Origin of the sequence: Ralstonia sp. UBA689, assembly GCF_002298975.1 — a bacterium.
Classification (GTDB): domain Bacteria; phylum Pseudomonadota; class Gammaproteobacteria; order Burkholderiales; family Burkholderiaceae; genus Ralstonia.
Genome location: NZ_DBMV01000045.1, coordinates 137984 through 161185 on the forward strand (window position 1 = coordinate 137984; position 23202 = coordinate 161185).

The 23202-nt window shown below is 64.7% G+C and carries 19 protein-coding genes; 12 read left to right on the top strand and 7 right to left on the bottom strand.

All coding sequences use genetic code 11. The annotated features are described in order from the left end of the window. Positions 1-8: 8 nt before the first annotated feature. The 3 genes from cphA to B4F51_RS22545 all read left to right on the top strand — a co-directional run bounded on the left by cphA (position 9) and on the right by B4F51_RS22545 (position 4083). Entirely contained in the window at positions 9-2576 is a 2568-nt protein-coding gene (cphA, locus tag B4F51_RS22535) for a cyanophycin synthetase (protein WP_296228973.1), read from the top strand. A gap of 359 nt (positions 2577-2935) precedes the next feature. After that, positions 2936-3550 (top strand): flavin reductase family protein, encoded by a 615-nt coding sequence (locus B4F51_RS22540; protein ID WP_414706813.1) that lies wholly within the window; start codon positions 2936-2938, stop codon positions 3548-3550. Next, the gene (locus tag B4F51_RS22545; RefSeq protein WP_296228975.1) at positions 3547-4083 is read left to right on the top strand and encodes a GNAT family N-acetyltransferase; all 537 of its coding nucleotides are present in this window, start codon (positions 3547-3549) and stop codon (positions 4081-4083) included. Before B4F51_RS22540 ends, B4F51_RS22545 begins: the two co-directional genes overlap by 4 nt. Positions 4084-4222: 139 nt before the next feature. On the opposite strand, the gene B4F51_RS22550 is transcribed toward B4F51_RS22545, so the two are convergent. Next, positions 4223-5263 carry an AraC family transcriptional regulator gene (locus tag B4F51_RS22550; protein WP_296228976.1) on the bottom strand — a complete coding sequence of 347 codons (1041 nt, stop codon included), beginning with the start codon at positions 5261-5263 and terminating at the stop codon, positions 4223-4225. 224 nt (positions 5264-5487) lie between these two features. Here B4F51_RS22550 and B4F51_RS22555 point away from each other — a divergent pair, with 224 nt between their 5' ends. The 6 genes from B4F51_RS22555 to B4F51_RS22580 all read left to right on the top strand — a co-directional run bounded on the left by B4F51_RS22555 (position 5488) and on the right by B4F51_RS22580 (position 12855). Next, positions 5488-6621 (top strand): acyl-CoA dehydrogenase, encoded by a 1134-nt coding sequence (locus tag B4F51_RS22555; RefSeq protein ID WP_296228977.1) that lies wholly within the window; start codon positions 5488-5490, stop codon positions 6619-6621. A 76-nt stretch (positions 6622-6697) separates the two neighbouring features. Beyond that, positions 6698-8392, top strand: a complete 1695-nt coding sequence (locus B4F51_RS22560) for an AMP-binding protein (protein ID WP_296228978.1) — start codon at positions 6698-6700, stop codon at positions 8390-8392. Positions 8393-8439: 47 nt separating this feature from the next. Then, positions 8440-9987, top strand: a complete 1548-nt coding sequence (locus B4F51_RS22565) for a CoA-acylating methylmalonate-semialdehyde dehydrogenase (RefSeq protein WP_296228979.1) — start codon at positions 8440-8442, stop codon at positions 9985-9987. A 20-nt stretch (positions 9988-10007) separates the two neighbouring features. Then, a complete protein-coding gene (mmsB, locus tag B4F51_RS22570) occupies positions 10008-10901 on the top strand; it encodes a 3-hydroxyisobutyrate dehydrogenase (RefSeq protein WP_296228980.1) in 894 nt (297 codons plus the stop codon). Continuing rightward, positions 10901-11704: an enoyl-CoA hydratase gene (locus B4F51_RS22575; RefSeq protein ID WP_296228981.1), complete on the top strand. Its 804-nt coding sequence runs from the start codon at positions 10901-10903 to the stop codon at positions 11702-11704. The genes mmsB and B4F51_RS22575 overlap by 1 nt, the downstream gene beginning before the upstream one ends. After that, on the top strand, positions 11701-12855 hold the full coding sequence (locus B4F51_RS22580; RefSeq protein ID WP_296228982.1) for an enoyl-CoA hydratase/isomerase family protein: 1155 nt from the start codon (positions 11701-11703) through the stop codon (positions 12853-12855). The genes B4F51_RS22575 and B4F51_RS22580 overlap by 4 nt, the downstream gene beginning before the upstream one ends. Positions 12856-13263: 408 nt before the next feature. Here the strand turns inward: B4F51_RS22580 and B4F51_RS22585 are convergent, their stop codons facing one another. The 5 genes from B4F51_RS22585 to B4F51_RS22605 all read right to left on the bottom strand — a co-directional run bounded on the left by B4F51_RS22585 (position 13264) and on the right by B4F51_RS22605 (position 18083). Then, positions 13264-14757: an acyl-CoA synthetase gene (locus B4F51_RS22585; protein ID WP_296228983.1), complete on the bottom strand. Its 1494-nt coding sequence runs from the start codon at positions 14755-14757 to the stop codon at positions 13264-13266. Between the two features lie 296 nt (positions 14758-15053). Beyond that, entirely contained in the window at positions 15054-15533 is a 480-nt protein-coding gene (locus tag B4F51_RS22590) for a VOC family protein (RefSeq protein ID WP_296228984.1), read from the bottom strand. A gap of 194 nt (positions 15534-15727) precedes the next feature. Further along, on the bottom strand, positions 15728-16198 hold the full coding sequence (locus tag B4F51_RS22595; RefSeq protein WP_296228985.1) for an OmpA family protein: 471 nt from the start codon (positions 16196-16198) through the stop codon (positions 15728-15730). A gap of 179 nt (positions 16199-16377) precedes the next feature. After that, positions 16378-17661 carry a diguanylate cyclase domain-containing protein gene (locus B4F51_RS22600; RefSeq protein ID WP_296228986.1) on the bottom strand — a complete coding sequence of 428 codons (1284 nt, stop codon included), beginning with the start codon at positions 17659-17661 and terminating at the stop codon, positions 16378-16380. 2 nt (positions 17662-17663) lie between these two features. After that, positions 17664-18083: a YfiR family protein gene (locus B4F51_RS22605; RefSeq protein ID WP_296228987.1), complete on the bottom strand. Its 420-nt coding sequence runs from the start codon at positions 18081-18083 to the stop codon at positions 17664-17666. Positions 18084-18652: 569 nt separating this feature from the next. Between B4F51_RS22605 and B4F51_RS22610 the strand changes: the two genes are divergently transcribed. The 3 genes from B4F51_RS22610 to B4F51_RS22620 all read left to right on the top strand — a co-directional run bounded on the left by B4F51_RS22610 (position 18653) and on the right by B4F51_RS22620 (position 22009). Then, positions 18653-19963 (top strand): MFS transporter, encoded by a 1311-nt coding sequence (locus B4F51_RS22610; RefSeq protein WP_296228988.1) that lies wholly within the window; start codon positions 18653-18655, stop codon positions 19961-19963. A 199-nt stretch (positions 19964-20162) separates the two neighbouring features. Next, positions 20163-20564 (top strand): VOC family protein, encoded by a 402-nt coding sequence (locus B4F51_RS22615; RefSeq protein WP_296228989.1) that lies wholly within the window; start codon positions 20163-20165, stop codon positions 20562-20564. A gap of 140 nt (positions 20565-20704) precedes the next feature. After that, positions 20705-22009: an O-acetylhomoserine aminocarboxypropyltransferase/cysteine synthase family protein gene (locus tag B4F51_RS22620; protein ID WP_296228990.1), complete on the top strand. Its 1305-nt coding sequence runs from the start codon at positions 20705-20707 to the stop codon at positions 22007-22009. 22 nt (positions 22010-22031) lie between these two features. Here the strand turns inward: B4F51_RS22620 and B4F51_RS22625 are convergent, their stop codons facing one another. Further along, positions 22032-22949: a LysR family transcriptional regulator gene (locus tag B4F51_RS22625; RefSeq protein WP_296228991.1), complete on the bottom strand. Its 918-nt coding sequence runs from the start codon at positions 22947-22949 to the stop codon at positions 22032-22034. Positions 22950-23202: the final 253 nt, after the last annotated feature.

Below are 23202 nucleotides of genomic sequence, written 5' to 3' on the forward strand. Positions count from 1 at the left end.
CCGATCGTATGGAAGTTTCTCGTATCCGGGCCTTGCGCGGCCCGAATCTCTGGTGTCGCCACACGGCCATCGAAGCCATCGTGGCCTGTTCGGACCAATCTCACCTGCTGGCGAATCTGCCGGGCTTTGAAGACCGCCTGCGCGCGCGCTTTCCGGCCATCGGCCCACTGCGGCCGGATGACGAAGCCGGAGCGCCGTCGATGGCGCACGCGCTGGAAGTCGCCGCGCTTGGTCTGCAGGCCGCCGCCGGTTGCCCGGTGACGTTCAGCCATACCGAGCCCACGCTTGAACCCGGTACGTACCAGGTGGTGGTCGAGTACAGCGAAGAGGATGTGGGCAGGCTCGCGTTCGAGCTGGCCGGCCAACTCTGCCTGGCCGCGCGGGACGACCAGCCGTTCGATCTGGACGATGCGCTGCATCGTCTGCGCGAGCTTGACGAGGACGTGCGCCTGGGCCCGAGCACCGGTTCGATCGTCTACGCCGGCGTGGCGCGTGGCATTCCGTACCGCCGGCTGACGCAGGGGTCGATGGTGCAGTTTGGCTGGGGTAGCAAGCAGCGCCGCATCCAGGCCGCTGAGACCGACATGACCAGCGCAGTGGCCGAATCGATTGCGCAGGACAAGGAACTGACCAAGACCCTGCTGCATGCGGCCGGCGTGCCGGTTCCGATGGGCCGATCAGTCGGCAGCGCAGACGAGGCGTGGGCGGCCGCGCAGGAAATCCACGGCCCGGTGGTGGTCAAGCCGCGCGACGGCAACCAGGGCAAGGGCGTGGCGGTGCGCATCCGCACGCGCGAGGAAGTGATGGCGGCCTACGAAGTGGCGGCCGACATCTCGTCGGACGTGATCGTCGAGCGCTACATCCCCGGCCACGATTTCCGCCTGCTCGTGGTGGGCAACCAGCTTGTGGCGGCAGCGCGCCGTGACCCGCCGCAGGTCATCGGAGACGGCAAGCACACGGTGCGCGAACTGGTTGAAGAGGTGAACCGCGACCCGCGCCGTGGCGAAGGGCACGCCACCTCGTTGACGAAGATTCGCTTCGACGACATTGCGCTGGCCACGCTCGCCAAGCAGGGCCTGGGCGCCGACGCAGTGCCGCCCAAGGGCACGCGCGTGGTCTTGCGCAACAACGCGAACCTCTCCACGGGCGGTAGCGCCACCGACGTGACCGACGATGTCCATCCGAGCATCGCTGCGCGCGCCGTGGCGGCTGCGCAGATGATCGGGCTCGACATCTGCGGCGTGGATGCCGTGTGCGAAACGATGCTCAAGCCGTTTGAGGACCAAGCCGGCGGCATCGTTGAAGTCAATGCCGCGCCGGGCCTGCGCATGCACCTGCAGCCGTCGTACGGCAAGGGGCGCGCCGTGGGCGAGGCGATCATCTCGACGATGTTCCCCGACGGCGAAGACGGTCGTATTCCCGTGGTGGCGGTCTCCGGCACCAACGGCAAGACCACGACGGTGCGCCTGATCGCCCATCTTCTGGCCACAAGCGGCCTGCGCATGGGCATGACCGGCACCGACGGTATCTATATCCAGGGCCAACGCATCGACACAGGCGACTGCAGCGGCCCGCGCAGCGCCCGCAACGTGCTGCTGCACCCGGACGTGGATGCCGCCGTGTTCGAAACGGCGCGCGGCGGCCTGCTGCGCGAGGGCCTGGCCTTCGACCGCTGTGACGTGGCCGTGGTGACCAACGTCGGCGAAGGCGATCACCTGGGCCTGAACTACATCAGCACGGTCGAAGACCTGGCTGTGCTCAAGAGTGTGATCGTGCAGAACGTGGCGCCACACGGCATGGCCGTGCTCAACGCTGCCGACCCGATGGTCGCGGGCATGGCCGAGGGCTGCCCCGGCTCGGTCACGTTCTTCGCGCATGACGCGACTCTGCCGACCATGGCGCTGCACCGCGCGCAGGGCAAGCGCGTGGTGTTTGTCGATGGCGACGAGATTGTGGCTGCCGAAGGCAACACTGAAGTCCGCATTGCGCTGGCCGACATTCCGCTCACGCGCAACGGCACGATTGGTTTTCAGGTCGAGAACGCGATGTCGTCGATTGCCGCCGCCTGGGCGCTCGGCATCGACTGGGCGGTCGTCCGCCGTGGGCTGGCCACGTTTGTCAACGACGCCGCCACGGCGCCGGGCCGCTTCAATGTGTTCGACTACAAGGGCGCCACGCTTATCGCCGACTACGGCCACAATCCCGACGCCATCCAGGCGTTGTGTCACGCCGTGGCAACGATGCCGGCCAAGCGCCGTTCGGTGGTCATCAGCGGCGCCGGTGACCGCCGCGACGACGACATCCGCAGGCAGACGCAGATTCTCAGTGGCGTGTTCGACGACGTCTTGCTGTACGAAGACCAGTGCCAGCGTGGCCGTGCAGATGGCGAAGTGCTGGCACTGCTGCGCGAAGGGCTGCAGGGCGCTGAGCGCACCAGCTACGTCGAGGAGATCCGCGGCGAATTCCTGGCGATCGATACGGCTTTGAGCCGGCTGCAGCCTGGCGACCTCTGCCTGATCCTCATCGACCAAGTGGAAGAGGCGCTGGACCACATCGCCAAGCGTGTCGCTGAATAGGTGAAGACGCCAGCGGCCGTGCAGATGTGATGGCGGTCGCTGGTGGTGCATCCACGGTTTCGTCCCCTGCCGGGGCCGACTCACTTTCTTTGTCTTGCCAAAGAAAGTAAGCAAAGAAANNAAAGGCGCGCCCGATGCGGCGAAAGACGCCTTGAATTTCCGTAACCGTGCGGGGAAGGAGGCAAACTCGCTTCGCTCAAACAGGCCTCCTTCCTTTATCCGCCCGCTTACAAAAATTCAAGGCGCCGCATAGGGCAGGGACCGGCCAAACCGTCTGGGGGCGTGTGCTGGCGGCAAGGTGAAATTCGGTCGGTTATGAGCCGCTCCCACACCACCGGCACTTCGAGCGGCGTTGGCCTATGATGGCGCCACCTTCTGTCTTGCCTGCCATCATGTCCGAATCCATCACGCTGGCTCCGGTGGAGCTGGCCAAGTCCTACCGCCTGCTCAACCACGGGCCGACCACGCTGGTCAGCAGCGCCCACAACGGCGTGCGCAACGTCATGGCCGCTGCCTGGGCGATGCCGCTCGACTTTGATCCTCCCAAGGTGCTGGTCGTGGTCGACAGCCGTACGTTGACGCGCGAGTTGATCGAAGCCTCCGGCGTATTCGCGCTGAATATCCCCACCCGCGCCATTGCCGAGACGACGCTCGCCGTCGGCACGCTCTCGGGCCGCGATGGCGACAAATTCGATACGCTTGGTCTGGCCAGCGTCCCCGCACGCACCGTCGACGTGCCGCTGGTGGCCGGTTGCGCAGCGTGGCTCGAGTGCCGTGTCATTCCCGAGCCGCACAACCAGAAGCGCTACGACCTCTTCATCGGTGAGGTGACCGCCGCCTGGGCCGATCCGGCGGTGTTCAGCCACGGGCGCTGGCATTTTCCTGATGCCGGGCATAAGACCGTGCACTACCTTTCAGGTGGTGCGTTTTTCGAGACCGGCGATGGGTTTGTGGTGGAGGCCAAGCAACCATGATCGACATCGCCATCCGTCCGCTGGCCACAGAGGATGCAGAAGCCTTCAAGGCGCTTCGCCTGAAGGCGATCCAGGACGCCCCCACCGCTATCTGGCCGACCCAAGATGAGGAAGCTGCGCGCACGTTGGATGAGACGCGCGGCCGCATCCAGCCGACGGGGCACCAGGTCGTGTTTGGCGCGTTTGCCGGGCCTGCGCTGATCGGTATTGCCGGGCTGCGGCGAGAGCCGTTGACGCAGGTCGCGCATAAGGCGGTGCTGTGGGGCGTGTTTGTCGACCCCGCGCATCGGCGCAGCGGCATTGCCGGACGGCTTCTGGATGCTGCCATCGCGCACGCCCGTGCGGCCCGCGTGCTGCAGATCCAGCTCTGCGTGAATGCAGAGAACCCGCGCGCGCAGGCGCTCTACCGCAACGCCGGCTTCGAGACCTTTGGCATCGAACGCCGTGCCATGCGCGTCGGCGAGCGCTTCTATGACGAAGAGCACATGGTGTTGTGGCTCGACGGTGAGGCGGACGGCAACGCTGCATGGTAGACGACTTCAGCCGCGCATGACCGGCAGGCTGGCGCCTACGGCGTGGTCGATCAGGCAGCGCCAGGTGCCGTCCGTCTGGCGGCGGCAGACTGCTGTGCAGTTGCCTGCGGCAATCCGCCCGCACGCGGGCCTTAGCGACTCAGTCCGGCCGCACGCGCTCGTGCCCGGCCGGTTGCGCCATCCGGTAATCGGTCGGCCGCATGCCCGTCCATTTGCGGAAGGCGCGGTGAAAGGCGCTCGGCTCGGCAAAGCCGACAGCTGCTGCAATGTCGGCGATGGTGTGGCGCGTGTCCTGCAGTTCGCCGATAGCGATGTCGCGCCTCAGGTCGTCCTTGATCGATTGATACGTGTGGCCTTCCTGCTTGAGGCGCCGCCGCATGGTGGCTTCGGCCACGTTGAGCTTGAGCGCCATGGCGTCAGACGCCGGCCAGGCCGACACGGGCAGCGTGCGCAGCATCTTGCGCACGCGCGCGGCAAACGAATCGGGGTTGCGGTATTTGACGATGAAGCTACCGGGCGCGTCACGCAGAAACACCTTGATGGACGCGGCTGTCTGGACCACCGGCAAGTCCAGCAAGACCGGGGAGAGATCCACGTAAGACGCCTCCTGCGCGAAGGCCATGTCGTCGCAGAACATCAGGCGGTACTCCTGCGCATCGGGCGGCACCGCACATCGGAAGCGCGCCGTGATGAGTGGAATGCGCCGGCCGACCAGCCAGCAGAGCAGGCCGTAGACCATGATGAGCCATGTGGCGTAAGTGAACATCGGCGGCACGCGCGTGCCCTTGCGATGCACGAAGAGCAGGCGCACGTGATGCGCATCTTCTTCGATCCGCACATGCAGATCATCCAGCACCAGCCGCAAGAAACCCGTGGCCCGCTGCAGCGCCTGCCGGCCCGTGCGCGCGGTGAGCGCTGCTTGCGTCATCGCGACGAAGCTGCCCCAGCGCATGGGGTGGGAGTCCTGCCCAAAGAATTCGTCGTCCATCGCCTGGGCGATGCCGGCCCACAGGGCGCCGTACTGCGCCGATGACACGCGCCCTTTGGGTGACGCGAGCATCTGCGGCGCAATGCCGGCCGCGGCAATGAGCGGCTGTACGTCCACCCCGCGCGCCTGCGCTCGCTTGAGCGCTTCGTTGACGAGGCTGACGGCGACTGTCCCCTTCTCGTTGTTCTTCATCGTTGTTGCGGGTCTGCCATGCCTGCAGAGCTTGGCGGAAGGGCGGGCGGACCGGCATGGCAAATCCGCTCACACAAGTTGATCGTGACGGGCATCGAAGCCGCCCCGTCGCGTGCCTACACTTTTTCCCCATCGAATGAATGCGCCGTAGGGCTGCACAGTGTAAGGCGCCTGCACACGCAGCGTCATCTGGCGTTGTGCGATCGGCAAGCAGAGGGCAAGCGATGGACGATTTCTATACCGAAGAACAGCGGATGATCCACGACGCCGCGCGCGACTTTGCCACGGAGCGCTTGGCGCCCTTTGCGGCGCAATGGGATCGCGACGGCGAGCTGCCCGACGACGTGGTCCGCCAGATGGGCGAGCTGGGGTTGCTGGGCATGATCGTGCCGCCGGAATGGGGCGGTTCGTACACCGACTACGTGGCCTATGCGCTGGCGCTGGAGGAGGTGGCCGCAGGTTGCGCGGCCAGCGCGACGATGATGAGCGTGCACAACTCAGTCGGCTGCGGCCCGATCCTGAAGTTCGGCACCGAGGCGCAGAAGGCGCACTACCTGCCGGACCTGGCCGCCGGCCGCGCCATCGGCGCGTTCTGCCTGACTGAGCCGCACGCAGGCTCCGAGGCCAACAATCTGCGCACGCGTGCCGTGCTGCGCGATGGGCACTGGGTGCTCAACGGCAACAAGCAGTTCGTCACCAACGGGTCGCGTGCCGACGTCGCCATCGTGTTTGCCGTCACGGATCCGGAGGCCGGCAAGCGTGGAATCTCTGCCTTTATCGTGCCGACCGATACTCCGGGCTTTCACGTCGGACCGCCCGAGCACAAGCTAGGCATTCGCGCATCGGATACCTGCCCGATCACGCTTGAAGACTGTGCCGTGCCGGAAGAGAACCTGCTGGGCGAGCGTGGCGAGGGGCTGAAGATCGCACTGTCCAACCTCGAAGGCGGGCGCATTGGCATTGCCGCGCAGGCCGTCGGTATTGCGCGGGCGGCATTCGACGCGGCACGCAACTACGCCAACGAGCGCATTCAGTTCGGCAAGGCGCTGCGTGAGCATCAGACGATTGCCAACATGCTGGCCGACATGGCCACGCGCCTGAACGCCGCGCGCCTGCTGGTGCATCACGCAGCACGCCTGCGCAGCGCAGACAAGCCCTGCCTGTCCGAAGCGTCGCAGGCCAAGCTCTATGCATCCGAACTGGCCGAGGAGATTTGCTCCAACGCCATCCAGATCCACGGCGGTTACGGCTACCTGGCCGATTACGCCGTCGAGCGTCACTACCGCGACGCACGCATCACCCAGATCTACGAGGGCACCAGCGAAGTCCAGCGGATGGTGATCGCGCGGCACGTCTAGTGACTTGACACTGGAACGTCCTGCGCATCATCGGCCGAACACGAAAGAGCGCCTACGCGCCGACCAGGAGACGACGATGAACGAAGTGGCATCTGCAGCAAAGGGCTTTGTGGAAGCGCGCGATTTTCTGCTGCGCCATCGCACCGACTACGACCGCGCGTACCGCGAGTTCACCTGGCCGGTGCTGGGCGAGTTCAATTGGGCGCTGGACTACTTTGACGTGATGGCGCGCGGCAATGACAACCCGGCGCTGTGGATCGTCGACGATCCACAGGATGCCGGGCAGAAGCTTTCGTTTGCGCAGATGTCCGAGCGCTCGTCGCGCATGGCCAACTTTCTGCGCGGGCTGGGCATCGTGCGCGGCGACCGTCTGCTGTTGATGCTGCCCAACCGCGTCGAGCTGTGGGACGTGATGCTGGCGGCCATGAAGCTGGGCGCCATCGTGCTGCCCGCCACCACGCAGCTTTCGCCCGATGACGTGCGCGACCGCGTGGAGCTTGGCGGCGCGACCACGGTGGTGGTGGATGCGGCCGAGCTGCACAAGTTCGACAAGGTGGATGCCGGCGTCAGGCGCATTGCCGTGGGTGCGCAGCGCGATGGTTGGGTGGCCCTTGCCGATGCGTACAGCGCGCCTGCCGAGTTCACGCCCGATGGCTCGACCAGGGCGACCGACCCGCTGCTGCTGTATTTCACTTCGGGCACCACCTCCAAGCCCAAGCTGGTCGAGCACACGCACCAGAGTTATCCGGTCGGCCACCTGTCGACCATGTACTGGATCGGCCTGCAACCTGGCGACATCCACTGGAACATCAGTTCGCCCGGCTGGGCCAAGCATGCCTGGAGTTGCTTCTTCGCACCGTGGAATGCGCAGGCCTGCGTGTTCGTCTACAACTACGCGCGCTTCGTGCCGAAAGACACGCTGGACGTACTGGTGCGCTTCAATGTGACCACGCTGTGTGCGCCGCCCACCGTGTGGCGCATGCTGGTGCAGGAGCCGCTGGCATCGTGTGCCGTGAAGCTGCGCGAGATTGTCGGCGCGGGCGAGCCGCTGAACCCCGAGATCATCGAGCGCGTGCGCAGCGCGTGGGGCGTGACCATCCGCGATGGCTTCGGCCAGACCGAAACCACTTGCCAGATCGGCAACACACCGGGCCAGCCGGTGGTGCCGGGCTCGGTGGGGCGCCCGCTGCCGGGCTACCGCGTGGAGCTGGTCGACCATGACGATCAGCCCGCCAGCGAAGGCGAGATCGTGCTGCCGCTCTCGCATCGGCCGCTGGGCCTGATGCAGGGCTACGCCAACAACGCCAAGGCCACCGCCGAGGCCATGCGCAACGGCTACTACCACACCTCCGACGTGGCCCTGCGCCGCGACGATGGCTACTTCGTCTACGTGGGCCGCACGGATGACGTATTCAAGTCGTCGGATTACCGCCTGAGCCCCTTTGAGCTGGAGAGTGTGCTGATCGAGCACGAGGCCATTGCTGAAGCCGCCGTGGTGCCGAGCGCCGATCCGCTGCGCCTGTCGGTGCCGAAGGCCTTCGTGACGGTGCGCCAGGGTTACGAAGCCGGCCCTGAGCTGGCGCGCGCCGTGTTCCTGTTCTCGCGCGAGAAACTGGCGCCGTACAAGCGCATCCGCCGCCTGCAGTTCAGTGATCTGCCCAAGACCATCTCCGGAAAGATTCGCCGCGTCGAACTGCGCCGGCTGGAGTTGGAACGCACAACTGAGCCCGCTCGCCTGCCTGGCGAGTACTGGGAAGAAGACTTCGCCTGATTCGCCCATTCCGCATTGAACCCGCCACCGATTGTCTAGGAGACCCCATGAGCGCCGTTGCTTCCCTCGCTTCCGCCAAGCCCGCTGCACACCAGGACACCCCGCCCACCGTCAAGCTGCTGATCGGCGGTGAATTTGTCGAATCCAAGTCGAGCGAATGGCGCGATGTGGTGAACCCCGCCACGCAGGAAGTGCTGGCGCGGGTGCCGTTTGCCACGGCAGATGAAGTTGACGCAGCCATCCGTTCGGCCCATGCCGCATTTGCCGCGTGGAAGAATACGCCGGTGGGCGCGCGTATGCGCATCATGCTCAAGTTCCAGGCGCTGATTCGCGAGCACATGCCCCGCATTGCCCGCACGCTGACGGCTGAGCAGGGCAAGACGCTGCCCGACGCAGAGGGCGACATCTTCCGCGGGCTGGAAGTGGTCGAGCACGCCTGCTCGGTCGGCTCGCTGCAGCAGGGCGAATTTCTGGAAAACGTGGCCGGCGCGGTCGACACCTACACGCTGCGCCAGCCGATTGGCGTGTGCGCGGGCATTACGCCGTTCAACTTCCCGGCCATGATCCCGCTGTGGATGTTCCCGATGGCGATCGTGTGCGGCAACACGTTTGTGCTCAAGCCGTCGGAGCAGGACCCGCTGTCGACCATGCTGCTCGTCGAGCTGGCACTGGAGGCGGGCATTCCGCCGGGTGTGCTAAATGTTGTGCACGGCGGCAAGGACGTGGTCGATGCGCTGTGCACGCATGAGCATGTGAAGGCGATTTCGTTTGTCGGCTCCACGGCGGTCGGCACGCATGTGTACCGCCTGGGCAGCGAGCATGGCAAGCGCGTGCAATCGATGATGGGCGCGAAGAACCACGCCGTGGTGCTGCCCGACGCCAACCGGGAGCAGACCCTCAACGCACTTGTCGGCGCGGGTTTTGGTGCGGCGGGGCAGCGCTGCATGGCGACGTCCGTGGTGGTGCTGGTGGGTGCCGCCCAGCAGTGGGTGCCGGATTTGATCGCCAAGGCCAAGACGCTCAAGGTGAACGCCGGCGTGGAGCCGGGCACGGATGTCGGCCCCGTCGTTTCGCGGGCGGCCAAGCAGCGCATCCTCGGCCTGATCGAATCGGGCGTGCAACAGGGCGCCACGCTGGCGCTGGACGGCCGCAACGTGCGCGTGGCCGGTTATGAAGACGGCAACTTCGTCGGCCCGACGATCTTCACCGATGTGAAGACCGACATGGATATCTACACCAACGAGATCTTCGGCCCCGTGCTGTTGGTGGTGACCGTGCCCACGCTGGACGAGGCCATTGCGCTGGTCAACCGCAACCCGTTCGGCAACGGCGTAGGCTTGTTCACGCAGAGCGGCGCATCGGCGCGCAAGTTTCAGAGCGAGATCGATGTCGGCCAGGTCGGCATCAACATCCCGATTCCGGTGCCGGTGCCGTACTTCAGCTTTACCGGCTCGCGCGGCTCCAAACTGGGCGATCTGGGCCCGTACGGCAAGCAGGTCGTGCAGTTCTATACGCAGACCAAGACCGTCACCGCGCGCTGGTTTGACGATGCGGTGGATGCCGGCGGCGTGAACACCACCATCAGCCTGCGCTGACCAGCCAAGCGGAGACCACCATGAAGATCGCATTCATCGGCTTGGGTAACATGGGCGCCCCGATGGCGCGCAACCTGCTCAAGGCTGGTCACACGCTCAGCGTGTTCGACCTGAACGCGCAGGCTGTGCAGTCGCTCGTGGAAGCCGGCGCCACCGCTGCCGCATCGCCCAAGGACGCCGTGACTGGCGCCGACACTGTCATCACGATGCTGCCTGCCGCGGTGCACGTGCGCGGCGTATTGACCGCACCGGACGGCGTGCTGGCCGGCATCTCGAAAGGCGTGCCCATCATCGATTCGAGCACCATCGACCCCGCCAGCGCCAAGGCACTTGCCGCGCTGGCAGCCGAGCATGGCAATACCTTTGTCGATGCGCCGGTCTCGGGCGGCACCGGTGGTGCGGCGGCCGGCACGCTCACCTTCATGGTGGGCGGCAGCGCAGCGGCGTTCGAGCAGGTGCGCCCGGTGCTGTCCGCCATGGGCAAGAACCTCGTGCATTGCGGTGACACCGGCGCGGGCCAGGGCGCGAAGATCTGCAACAACCTCGTGCTCGGTATCACCATGGCCGGCGTGGCCGAGGCCATGTCGCTGGGCGAGGCGCTGGGCATCGACCCGAAGGTGCTCGGCGGCATCATCAACACGTCCACCGGACGCTGCTGGAGTTCGGACACGTACAACCCGTTCCCGGGCGTGATCGAGGCCGCGCCGTCCTCACGCGGCTACACCGGCGGCTTCGGCACCGACCTGATGCTCAAGGATCTGGGGCTGGCGGGTGACGCAGCCAAGTCCGTCCGTCAGCCGGTCTACCTTGGGGCGCTCGCTCAGCAGCTTTACCAGACCGTGAGCAGCAAGGGCGATGGCAAGCTGGATTTCTCCGCCGTCATCAAGTTGTATCGCCAGGAAGGGGCTGCGTGATGATCGAAATCGACACTCTGCACAATGATGCAATCGCGTTGTTGACGCTCAAGCGGCCGCCTGCCAACGCTTTTACGCCGGAAGGCCTGCTGCAATTGCAATCCACCGTCGAGCAACTGAATGCGGATGCCCGCGTGCGTGCCATCGTCATCACCGGCGAAGGCCCGAAGTTCTTCAGCGCCGGGGCCGACCTCAACACCTTTGCCGACGGCAATCGCGATGTGGCCCGCGAGGCCGCCGCGCGTTTCGGCGCCGCATTCGAGGCGTTGCAGAATGCGCGGCCCGTGGTGATCGCCGCCATCAACGGCTATGCGATGGGCGGCGGGCTGGAGTGCGCGCTGGCGTGCGACATCCGTATCGCCGAGCAGCATGCCAAGCTGGCTGTGCCCGAGACCGCCGTGGGCCTGCTGTGCTGCGGCTGCGGCACGCAGACGCTGCCGTGGCTGGTGGGCGAGGGCTGGGCCAAGCGCATGATCCTGACCGGCGAGCGCGTCGACGCACAAACCGCGCTGCGCATCGGTCTGGTGGAAGAGGTGGTCGACACCGGCGCCGCGCGCGAGGCTGCCATTGCCATGGCGCAGCGTGTGACGACGCTCAGTCCGCAGGCCGTCACCTTCAGCAAGCAACTGATCCACCAGGCGCGCAACGGCGTGCCGCGTGCTGCAGCGCTGGCTGTGGAACGCGAGCGCTTTGTCGACCTGTTCGATCACCCTGACCAGCGCGAGGGCGTGAACGCCTTCCTGGAGAAGCGCGCGCCGCGTTGGCACACCCAGACAGCGCGCGAATCGGAGACGCTGCAATGAGTGCAGTCCAGATGCAGGTGGCGCAGCCTGATGTGGCGGCCGCCGAGCCCGAGGTGCTGATGCGCGTGGTGAACCGCGTTGCCATCATCACGCTTAACCGCCCGTCCGCGCTCAATGCGCTGTCGCACAGCATGGTGCGGCAGTTGGCCGTGCTGCTGGAGCAATGCCGCCATGACGACGGCATCGTCGCGCTGGTGTTGCGCGGCGCCGGCCAGAAGGGCTTTTGCGCAGGCGGCGACGTGCGCTCGCTTTACCAGCTTGCGCAGCAGGGCCGGATGGACGGCGACGACGGCTGGCTGCAATTCTTTGTCGACGAATATCGGCTCGACTACGCGCTGCATCAGTTTCCGAAGCCCATCGTGGCGCTGCTCGATGGCATCACCATGGGCGGCGGCATGGGCCTCGGGCAAGCCGCGCGCCTGCGCGTGGTGACCGAGCGCACGAAGATGGCGATGCCCGAGACGCGCATCGGCTTTCTGCCCGATGTGGGTGCTACGCGCTTCCTGAGTACGATGTCGCCCGAACTGGAGCTGTACGTCGGGCTGACCGGCGTGACACTCTCCGGCGCCGACGCGCTGCATTGCCGCTTGGCCGACATCTGCGTGCCGACCGAGTGGCTGGCGTCATTTGAAGAACGGCTGCAGCACATGCCGCACGATGGCAACCTGATGCAGGCGCTGCGCCGCGTGTTCGAGCCGCCGTGCAACATCGTCCCGCATGCCGTGCTGGCATCGGCCATGCCATGGGTGCAGCGCTATTTCGATCGGCGCTCGCCGGTCGACCGTATCGTCGCCACGCTGCGCGAGAGCCTCGATCGTGAACCCGCCCGCGAGCCACGCCAATGGCTGCAGGCCACGCTCGATGCCATGACCTCGCATTCCCCGACCATGCTGCACGTTACGCGCGAGGCGCTGCTGCGCGGCCGGCAGATGACCCTGGCCGAGTGCTTTCGGATGGAGCTGGGCATCGTGGCGCGCGTGATCGAGGAAGGAGATTTTTGCGAAGGCGTGCGTGCGCACCTCGTCGACAAGGACCACCGCCCCGGCTGGACACCCGCCACGCTGCCGCAGGTGCGGCCGGAGCGGGTGCGGCATTTCCTGTCGTCACCGTGGCGTATCGATGCGCATCCGCTGGCGGGGCTCGGTGCGTGAGAGGGCGATGGAGGTGATTGAACGGCCTTAAATGAGAGTCGCCGCACACTTCAAATGTCGGGGATGCCGCGTCAATCGCCTTCGTGACAAATTTTCGTCATAACTTGCGTGTAACTTACGCAGGAGAGGTCTCCCTCACGTTCTCATCGTACGCAGCGGCTTCCGCTGCGTTTTTTTTTGCCGACTGAGAGGATCGACGCGCATCGACTTGCATGCCGGTTTCGCAGATCGGACTGAAACAGCACTGCATTCTCCGCCCGTAAACCGGCATCGCGCTTGCGAAATACGCCGTTAGCGTCAGAGGATTGTCCAGATTCAGGGTGAACCCGCTGGCCGCCTAGCTGTCGCTTGGCAGCGAATCGCAGGCCATGGCCGTCGGCTGATGCGCTGAGCCGGAAGCGAGCGCGATCACACGCGTCGTTGCCGGTCACCCCACCACGCATCGCGCAGGCGCCGCTTGGCGATCTTGCCGTTGTCGTCGCGCGGCAGTGCGGTGGTGAATTCAATCTGGCGCGGGATCTTGAACCCGGCAATCTGGCCACGTAGCCAGTCGATCACAGGCTCGGCCTGCAGCCCTTCGCGTTCGGTCTGCACCACCGCGACGAGGCGTTCGCCGTATTCGTCATCCGGCACGCCAAAGACCGCACAGTCGACCACGTCGGGGTAGCGCAGCAGCGCGTGCTCGATCTCGGCCGGGTAGATGTTGACGCCGCCCGAGATGACCATGTCCGATGCGCGGTCGCACACATACAGGTAGCCGTCGGCATCGAGATAGCCCATGTCGCCGAGCGTGACCAGGCCGTCGCGCTCGATCTTGGCGCGTGCGGTGTCGTTGCCGCGGTAGGAGAAGTCGGGGTAAGCAGGCTGGCGGCTGTAGATCAGGCCGATCTCGCCGGTGGCGCATGGCGTGCCGTCTTCATGCAGGATGCGCACCTGCGCGTCGCACACCGGGCGGCCGGCGCTGCCGGGGCGCTCTGCCGCGTCGCGCGGGTCCATTACGGTGATCATGCCGGTCTCGCTGGAGGCGTACGTCTCATAGATGACGGGGCCGAGCCAGTCGATCATGCGGCGCTTGATCTCGGGCGCGCACGGGGCGCCGGTGGAGGCCACGAAGCGCAGTGAAGACAGATCGTGGCGGTTGCGTTCTTCCTCCGTCAGCTTGAGCAGGCGCACGTACATGATTGGCACGAGGTAGACGGTGTCGATGCGGTAGCGCTCGATCTGCTCAAGCACGCGCAGCGCATCGAAGCGCGCGTGCAGGACGAGCACCTCGGCCATCTGCGCGGCCTGCTGGGCGAAAAGGCTCGGGGCGCTGTGATAGAGCGGCGCCGGCAGCAGCGCGCGGCAACCCGGCACGATGCCGAAGGTGGCGGCCACCACCGCTCGTGCCTGCTGCAGATGCGCGTCGAGTTGATCGAGTGGCACAGCCTGGCGTACCACGCCCTTGGGCCGCCCAGTGGTGCCCGACGTGTAGGCCATGTGCCCGCGCGGCGATACCAGCGGCCCGTCGTACGGCGTTTGCAGCGCAAGCCAGTTGGCGTAGCCGTCGGCACGGTCGGTGCCCTCGGCATCCACGCGCAGCAGTTGCACGTGCGGCGGCAGCAGCGGCTCCACCGCATCCACCAGGTCGCGATGGCCGATCAGCACCTTGGCGCCGGAGTCGCGCACCAGGAATTCCACCTCGGCCGGCGTGAAGTGCCAGTTGATCGGGCAGAAGTGGCAGCCGGCAATGCGGCACGCGTGCATCACGTCAATGTAGGCGGGCGCATTGCGCATCAGCACGCCGATCACGTCGCCTTCCTGCACGCCCATGCGGCGCAAGCCGCCGGCAAGCGCTGCGCCGCGCGCAAGCAGGGTATCGGCGTCGATCGGGCGATCTTCAAAGATGAGCTGGGCGGTCATGCGTGTCTCCTGACGGTACTTCCTTCTTAGAAGCCGCTTCAGAATGATTCCGGCGTCGTTGCACAGCCTTGCCGTACTCAAGTACTGTCTGCGGCTGCACGCCTAGCCAGAACCGCTTCGCTTCATTCTGAAACGGTTTTTTATATGGCTGGGAGCATGCCGGATTGAACCGCACTGAACAATCCGCCTACGATTGCGCACACTGGTGAATGCCATTGAACAACAAAGCCCGCCCCGGCGAGATGCCCCGGGGCGGGCTTTTTTTTCATGTATTGCCGACGATTTGCGGGGAGGTTTCAGCCTTTCCACGCAGCATCGATGGCGGCGATGTCGATCTTGGTCATCGTCATCATCGCGTCGAATGCACGCTTGGCGGCCGCGCGATCGGGGTCGCTGACCGCTTTGGTGAGGACGCGCGGGGTGATCTGCCAAGAGATGCCCCACCGGTCCTTGCACCAGCCGCAGGCGCTCTCCTGGCCGCCATTGCCGACGATCGCATTCCACAGGCGGTCGGTTTCGGCCTGGTCGTCCGTCGCGATCTGAAACGAGAAGGCCTCGTTGTGCTTGAACACCGGGCCGCCGTTCAGCCCAAGGCAGGGAATGCCGGCGACCGTGAATTCGACCGTCAAGACATCGCCCTGCTTGCCGCTGGGGTAGTCGCCCGGAGCACGGTGGACGGCGTGGACAGCGCTATCGGGGAAGGTTTCGGCATAGAAATTTGCGGCGTCGAGGGCGTCGCGGTCGTACCACAAGCAGATCGTGTTCTTGCTGGTCATCTGGGTCTCCTGAAGCGCCGGGCACCGGCGTCCGGCACGGTGACGTCACTCAAAAACGCGCCTTGGGCCAGCGCCAGTGACCGGCCCGTCGCGGACGCTTCACACTTCAGCAATGACTATGCCACTCGCAAATGCGCCACCTTGCGTTGCTTGCATCACACGAGCATTGCGGCGGGGGCACACCGGTCAGCGTTTTAGCGAGTCGAAATCACGATCGCTACGCGTCGGTTCTCCGCTCGGCCTTCAGGCGAGTTGTTGTCTGCAACCGGATTCTGCTTGCCCGCGCCGATTGCCTCGATGTCTGAGCGTGCCATGCCGGCACTGGCGAGTGTATCCGCCACGGCGCTGGCACGTTGCAGCGATAGCCGCTGGTTGTAGGTGTCGCTCCCGGTCGAATCGGTATACCCGTAGACGCGCACCCGCGAAATGCCGACGTCAATCAGCGTCCGGGCAATGCGTTGAACAATGCGCTGCGCTTGCGGCTGGATCGCAAATGCATTCGTTTCAAACAGCAGCCGATCGTTGATGCCGAACTCGAAACCCTCGGCGCTTTCATTGAAGCCGGCGTTTTTGAGCGCAGCGATCTGCGCTGCGCTCAGGCCGCTTTGTGGCACGCTCTGGCACCCGGCCAGTGCTCCCAGGGCAAGCAGGACAATGGCGACCATGGCCCGCAGGCGCCATGCACTTGTTATGCCCGTCATCTGCAGCCTACGCGTTTGATGCATGCCTCTCCCCCAAAGTGATGTCGGCCCGCTCGCTTTGCTAAGTCGAGCTCCTCGCATTGCTTGATCGTGTCACGATGTGCCGCCCGCGGATAGTCCACAGTTTTGACTAGGGCCGCGATCTAATCTTCTGCCAGACGCGAGGTGCTGGGGCCAACGCGTTTGGCGGCATACATCGCGGCGTCGGCACGGCGCAGCAGGCTGGCGACGTCGCGAGCGTGCAGTGGGTACAACGCGATCCCGATACTCACGGTGGTCGTGACCTGACGGCCGGCAGGCAACGCGATCGGTTCCAGCATCTCGTCATGCACCATCTGCGCGACGCGGACGGCATCGTCAATCTTGCCGATGCCGGGCAGCATGACGACGAACTCGTCGCCGCCCAGTCGCGCAACGAAGTCGCTCTGCCGCAGCGGCGCGCGCAGCCGCGCCGCAATCGCAACCAGCACGGCGTCGCCGGCATCGTGTCCGAGCGTGTCGTTGATCTCCTTGAAGCGGTTGCTGTCGATATACAGCACCGCCACCATCGACCCTGAACGATCAGCGCCGGCAATTGCATCGTGCAACCGCGCTTCGCAAACCGCGCGATTGGGCAGGCCGGTCAGGCTGTCGTGGCTGGCCTGATGGGCCAGCGTGGCGTTCTGCTCGCGCAACGAATCCTGCCAGGCTTCGAACTCGTCCAGCAGGGCATTGAAGTCGTTGCCGAGCTCTTGCAACTCCACGATTGGTGTCACTGCGACACGACGCCAGAACGCGCGATCGCGACGTACCGCGTGTGCGACCGCAGCCACCGCACGCAACGGGGCGACGATATCGCGGTGAACGTTTCGCGCAATCGTTGTACCGATGCCGAGGATGATCACAAGGCATGCCAACACGCCGCCCATCCCGCCGAGCAGGAATTCGGCAAATTGGTCGCCCCGCCCCCGCACTTCAATCTGTCCGAGTAGCGCGCCGTTGTGCGTCACCGGCACCGTAACGGCGCCCGGCAAGCCAAGCCGTGCCACGCCGTGCACGAAGCGCGCAAGCGAGCTGTTATCCGCATGCTGCCAAAGAGCGAACGTTTTGCCGTGCGCATCGAAGACGCGCACTTGCGAAACGTCCTCCCCGCCGGCAATGAGTGCGATCGCTTCCTGGGCTGCGACGTTGTCATTGAAGACGACGGCGGCCTCGACGGTGTAGGCCATTGAGCGGGCCAGCAGCGTCAAGTTGTTTTCAGCATACGAGCGCAGCGCCATCCCCGCAACGAAAACCAGCACGATCGTCGCGAGTGAGACTGCGGCAATGGCCAGACGCAGGTACGTACGTCGCAGCACGCGCTCCAGCGACGAGCGCCCCGCCGGCTTCGCCGAGGTCACGGTAATTGGCCTGTTCGGCGCGTCCGGATGCGTTTCCGGGTTGCGCATGGCTATTGCCCTCCGGGCTTGCGCGCGAGTTTCAGGACGCTCGGGCTGACACGCACGCTGCTACGCGCGACGCGATCGAGGTTGACGTCGAACGTGACGCGATCCGCGCCGATATTCAGGCAAAACATCGCGCCTTGCGTGCAGCTATCGTCTCGCTCGCTGATGGTCAGCACCGGATAGCCGGCGATATCGGCCACCAGTTGCTGGCGCTCGTCGTTCGGCAATTCAGCCAGATACAGGGCATCGCAACGGGTGCCGACGGTGTGGTCATCTGCGCGAACCGGTTGGGTGACGATGCGCGGCGTCGGCGGCGACGCAGGATTTTCCGGCATGTCCAAGATGAACCGCGTTTTTCCGGCCACGCATAGCCGAACGTCGGTGCGCGGCGCCGGCCAGCGTGCGTAACTGATGATGCCGAACACGGTTTGCTGCACTGCGGAGTCCTGCGCAGTTGAAGGCGTGACGGCAAACACTGGCCGCAAGCCAAGCTGTCCGGCCGCTAGCAGCAAGAGCATTGCGCTCGCCCGAACGCCAATCCCGCCGCGCTTTCCGCGTGCGACGGCTACGGTGGTCGCTGCACTATTTCGTGTCATGGCGTTGCTGCTGCATGTCTTGGATAGTCGAGCCTGGGAAGCGCTTGAAACAGGCGCTTGATCGCTGCCTTCAATTTGAACAACCTCCCATGTTGGCGCGATCCTGAGCAGTCTAATTTGAAATGAGGCCGCTGCCGACCCTGAAACATCCCGCTGAATCTGTACGAACAGAAAAACGCCCATTGTCCATGATCGACGCGCCCTTCAGTTCGGTGCAATCCCGTTTTTTGCCTACACTGATTTCGACTCCGCGCTAACGCTGCAGTCCGAAGCCGATGCGCAGTGGAGCCGTTTGAGCCTGTCTTTTGGCGCTCGATGCGCTGACGGCTGCTTGGGCAGTGCTCATGTCGGCAACCCGGAGCCGATCGAAATCGCTGTCTTGCCGTCAAGCTACGAAAATGCTGGCCACGTCTGGTCGTCATGGGTCAGAGCGTCGCGACCGAACCCTGCTGTATTTCGGTTGGCTGACCCTGTTCATTTATCTGGCAACGCCGGCCGGTTCCCTGGTTGATATCCAGACGTCGTACATACTTAAAAACCAGTTGCACGCGACGGCGCCGCAGATCTCGGCATTCCGGCTGGTGACGGGCATCCCCGTGTATTTTGCGTTTGCGTTTGGCCTCGCGCGTGACCAATGGAATCCGCTGGGGTTGCGCGATCGTGGTTTTTTCCTGATCTTCGCGCCGGCAACCGCGGCGGCATGCATCTGGATGGCATTCTCGGGGTTCTCCTACGTGAGACTCGTTATCGGGATGCTGCTGGCCATGCTGTCGTTCCGATTGGTCGCCGCGGCCTATCAAGGGTTGATCGCTCTGGTGGGCCAGGAGAAGCTCATGTCAGGGCGCCTGAGCGCTCTGTGGAACGTGGTCAGCACCGTCCCGGTTGTTGCGGGAGCGTTCGCTTCTGGATACGTCTCCGATCATCTTGCCGCGAAGCAGGCCCTGTTTCTGGTGGCGGCGGTCAATGTCGCGATTGCAGTGTTGGGGCTCTGGAAGCCCGTTTCCGTCTTCGGCCATCTCTACGAGAAGCCCCAAGCCAAGGGCGCCGATTTCGTCGGGAATGTCCGGCGGCTGGTGAAGCATCAGGCCGTCTATCCGGCGGTGCTCATCTGCTTTCTGTGGAACTTTGCGCCCGGGTCGGCCACGCCGCTGCAGTTCTATCTGACCAATGAGCTGCATGCGTCGGATTCCATTTATTCGTACTACAACGGGATCTTTGCCGCCGCGTTCATCCCGACATTCTTGCTATACGGCTTTCTCTGCAAGAAGGTACCGCTGAACAAGTTGCTGTGGTGGGGAACGATCGTCGCGGTGCCGCAGATGATTCCGCTGGCATTCATTGACTCGGCCAATCTTGCCCTTGTATTGGCAGCGCCCATCGGGCTGATGGGCGGGGTCGCCACGGCCGCCTACCTCGATCTCGCGATGCGGTCCTGTCCGCCGGGTCTGCAAGGCACCTTGATGATGCTGGTGGATGGTGTTTTTGCGCTCTCGGCGCGTGCCGGCGATCTATTGGGTTCATGGATCTATGCCAGTGGCGCAACGCACGGGTTCACCTACTGTGTGATCGCGACGACCGTGGTGTACGCGCTGATCCTGCCCTTGATTCCGCTGGCACCGAAAGCACTGATTGCGACCAGGGATGGCGAACCCAACTTGGAGGTCGAGGCACAGGCGTTGAATGCGGTTCGCGAGACTGAGCCCACATAAACTTCCGCGGGTGAGAACTACCCGGTCGCTATCCTTGCCGATTGCCCGCCACTGTCGACGCCCACTGACTTTGGTCTCGACAAAAATGTGCGCGCGGTGGGCTTGCCCGATGGTGAAGCAATAGAAATGGCGCGTTGGGTCATCCACCCCGTCGATCACGGCCGTGTAGACTCGGGCGAGTTCAACGGGAACATGGGCAATGCAACTTCTTGACCACGTATCGATCAGCGTCCCTGATATTGAGACGGCGCGTCCCTTCTACGATGCCATCATGACCGCCTTGGGGGCTCGCAAGGTCTATGACCGGCCCAACGCACTCGGTTACGGCGAACGTTGTTCTGCGGAAGACACCGCATTCACCTTTCTGGCGGTGTATCTGGATCCGGCAGAAGTCGGGAATAACAAACGGCACTGGTGCTTCAAGGCCCCTTCCCGTGAACATGTGGATGCGTTCTTCCAGGCTGGATTGTCAGCGGGCGGGCGGTCTGATGGCGATCCTGGACTGAGGCCTCACTACCACCCGGATTACTACGCGGTGTTTCTGGTTGATCCGGCGGGAAACCGCGTCGAAGCTGTGTGCCATGGGGTGCCGTCAGCATGAAATGCCCCCCAGTGTTCACAGGTCATGCGGGATAGCTAAGGCAGAGACAGCCGTCGAATAAGCAAAGAAAAAAACGGTCGTTTGCGCTCCTGACTGCTCCCCATATGCTCGCCGGAGACCAACCCTCCGGAGACGCAGCCATGACGCAGCAATCGCTGACTACAGCCCCCGCCTGGAAACTCGACACCGTGGCCGTGCACGGCGGCTACAGCGCCGACCCGACAACGCGCGCGGTGGCTGTGCCGATCTACCAGACCGTCGCGTTTGCGTTCGACGACACGCAGCACGGTGCCGACCTGTTCGACCTGAAGGTGCCGGGCAACATCTACTCGCGCATCATGAACCCGACCAACGATGTGCTGGAGAAGCGCATCGCGGCGCTGGAGGGCGGTATCGGCGCGCTGGCGCTTGCATCGGGGCAGGCGGCCGTCACCTACGCGATCCAGACAATTGCGGAGGCGGGCGACAACATCGTCTCGGCCAGCACGCTGTACGGCGGCACCTACAACCTGTTCGCGCATACGCTGCCGCTGTCGGGTATCACCACGCGTTTTGCGGACCCGCGTGACCCGGCCTCGTTCGAGGCGTTGATCGACGACCGCACCAAGGCCATCTTTGCCGAGACGGTGGGCAACCCGCTGGGCAACGTTACCGACATCGCCGCGCTGGCCGAGATCGCGCATCGGCGCGGCTTGCCGCTCATCGTCGACAACACGGTGCCCACGCCATACCTGACGCGGCCGTTCGAGCATGGGGCCGACATCATCGTGCATTCGCTCACCAAATACCTGGGCGGCCATGGCACGAGCCTGGGCGGCGCGATTGTCGACTCGGGCAAGTTCCCGTGGGCGCAGCACAAGGCGCGCTTCAAGCGCCTGAGCGAACCGGATGTCAGCTACCACGGTGTCGTCTATACGGAAGCGCTGGGTGAGGCTGCCTACATCGGGCGGGCGCGCGTGGTGCCGCTGCGCAATACCGGCGCGGCGCTGTCGCCGTTCAACGCCTTCCTGATCCTGCAGGGTATCGAAACGTTGGGTCTACGCATCGACCGTATCACGCAGAATGCCGCACGCATTGCGCAGCATCTGCGCGGCCACGCCAAAGTGGAGTGGGTCAACCACGCCAGCCTGGAGGATCATCCGGACCACGCACTGGCGCAGAAATACCTGTCCGGCAAGGCGCCAGGGCTGCTCACGTTTGGCGTGAAGGGCGGGTTTGCGGCGGGCGCACGCTTCCAGGATGCACTGCAGTTGTTCACGCGGCTGGTGAACATCGGGGATGCCAAATCGCTTGCCACGCATCCGGCGTCGACCACGCACCGGCAGCTTTCAGAGGCCGAACTGGCCAAGGCCGGCGTGCGGCAGGAGACCATCCGGCTGTCGATCGGCATCGAGCATATCGACGACCTGCTCGCCGATCTGGATCAGGCGCTGGCGTCGGTGTGATCGGGCGTAAAGCCGCGCAGGCTCAAGGCTGCGCCGGCGGCTCCGGATAGGCTTGCCGCAACGCCCGTGCCAGCGCGTCATACAAGCGCCCGCCGAGCGCAGTCAGGACGTGGCGGTCCCGCGTGAGCAGCGAGATGATGCGCTCGGGCATTGGCTGATCGGTCTCGATAAAGTCGATCGTCTGACGGATGATGGGCGAGCGCGTCGATTCGCTCGACAGCAGGAGCAGGGCGTCCGATTTCCAGCACAGCTCAAGCAGCAGCGTCATGGAGTTGCACTCGACCACGCGTTCGGGCAATGCGAGACCGGCATCGGCAAATAACCGGGATAACGGCGAGTGCTCGTCAGCAAGCGAATCGGGGGCAAGCCACTCTTCCTTTTGCAAGGCATGCAGGGGCTGGTGGCCGCGCAGCGGGTGGCCCTTGCGTACGCCGATCAGCGTCTGCGCGCGGCAGACCACGGTGTGGTCGAACCCTCGTTCGTTCGTCTGCAACTGAGACGTCAGCGCAAAGTCGATGGCGCCCTCGCGCAGCAGTTCCAGCAATTGGCCTGGACGTGCCTCCAGGATGCGCAAACGCGCGTTGGGAAATTCGCGCCGGAAGGTCACGAGGCAATCAGCCACCGGCCCGATGAGCGCGGTGACGGGGGTGACGCCCACCGTCAGTTCGCTCGTCACCGCCCCTTTCATGTCTTCCAGGTCTTCTCGTGCGCGTTTGACGCTTTCGTTGATCAAGCGCGCATGCCCGACCAGGCGCTGGCCGTACGGTGTCAGCCGGATACCCTTGCTGGAGCGTACGAACAGCGTTGCGCCCACGCTGGTTTCCAGCTCCTTGATCGCCTTGCTGAGCGCGGGCTGCGTGATGTGAAGCAGGCGCGAAGCCTCCTGGATGCTGCCCGTCTCGGCGACGGTGACCAGTGCGCGTAGCTGGTTGAGCTTCATAGGTGTCCTTGATACACGGCGCAGGGAAGGGTTGGCATGCCGCACCGCCAGCCAGCAACTGTACTGCGGAATCCTCCTGGGGCGGCCGTTGGACTAGCCGGGCAGGCTCGGATGCGCGCCCCCCCCCCGCCATAGCCAACAGCTATAGCCATGAAAAAAAGCGAGGGGCGGAATCGGGCCGACAGCTCCTACTATTGCCCTTCAATCCAGCGCATTGCGGGACGCTCATAGAAGCCCGCCCGACTGGAGGAGA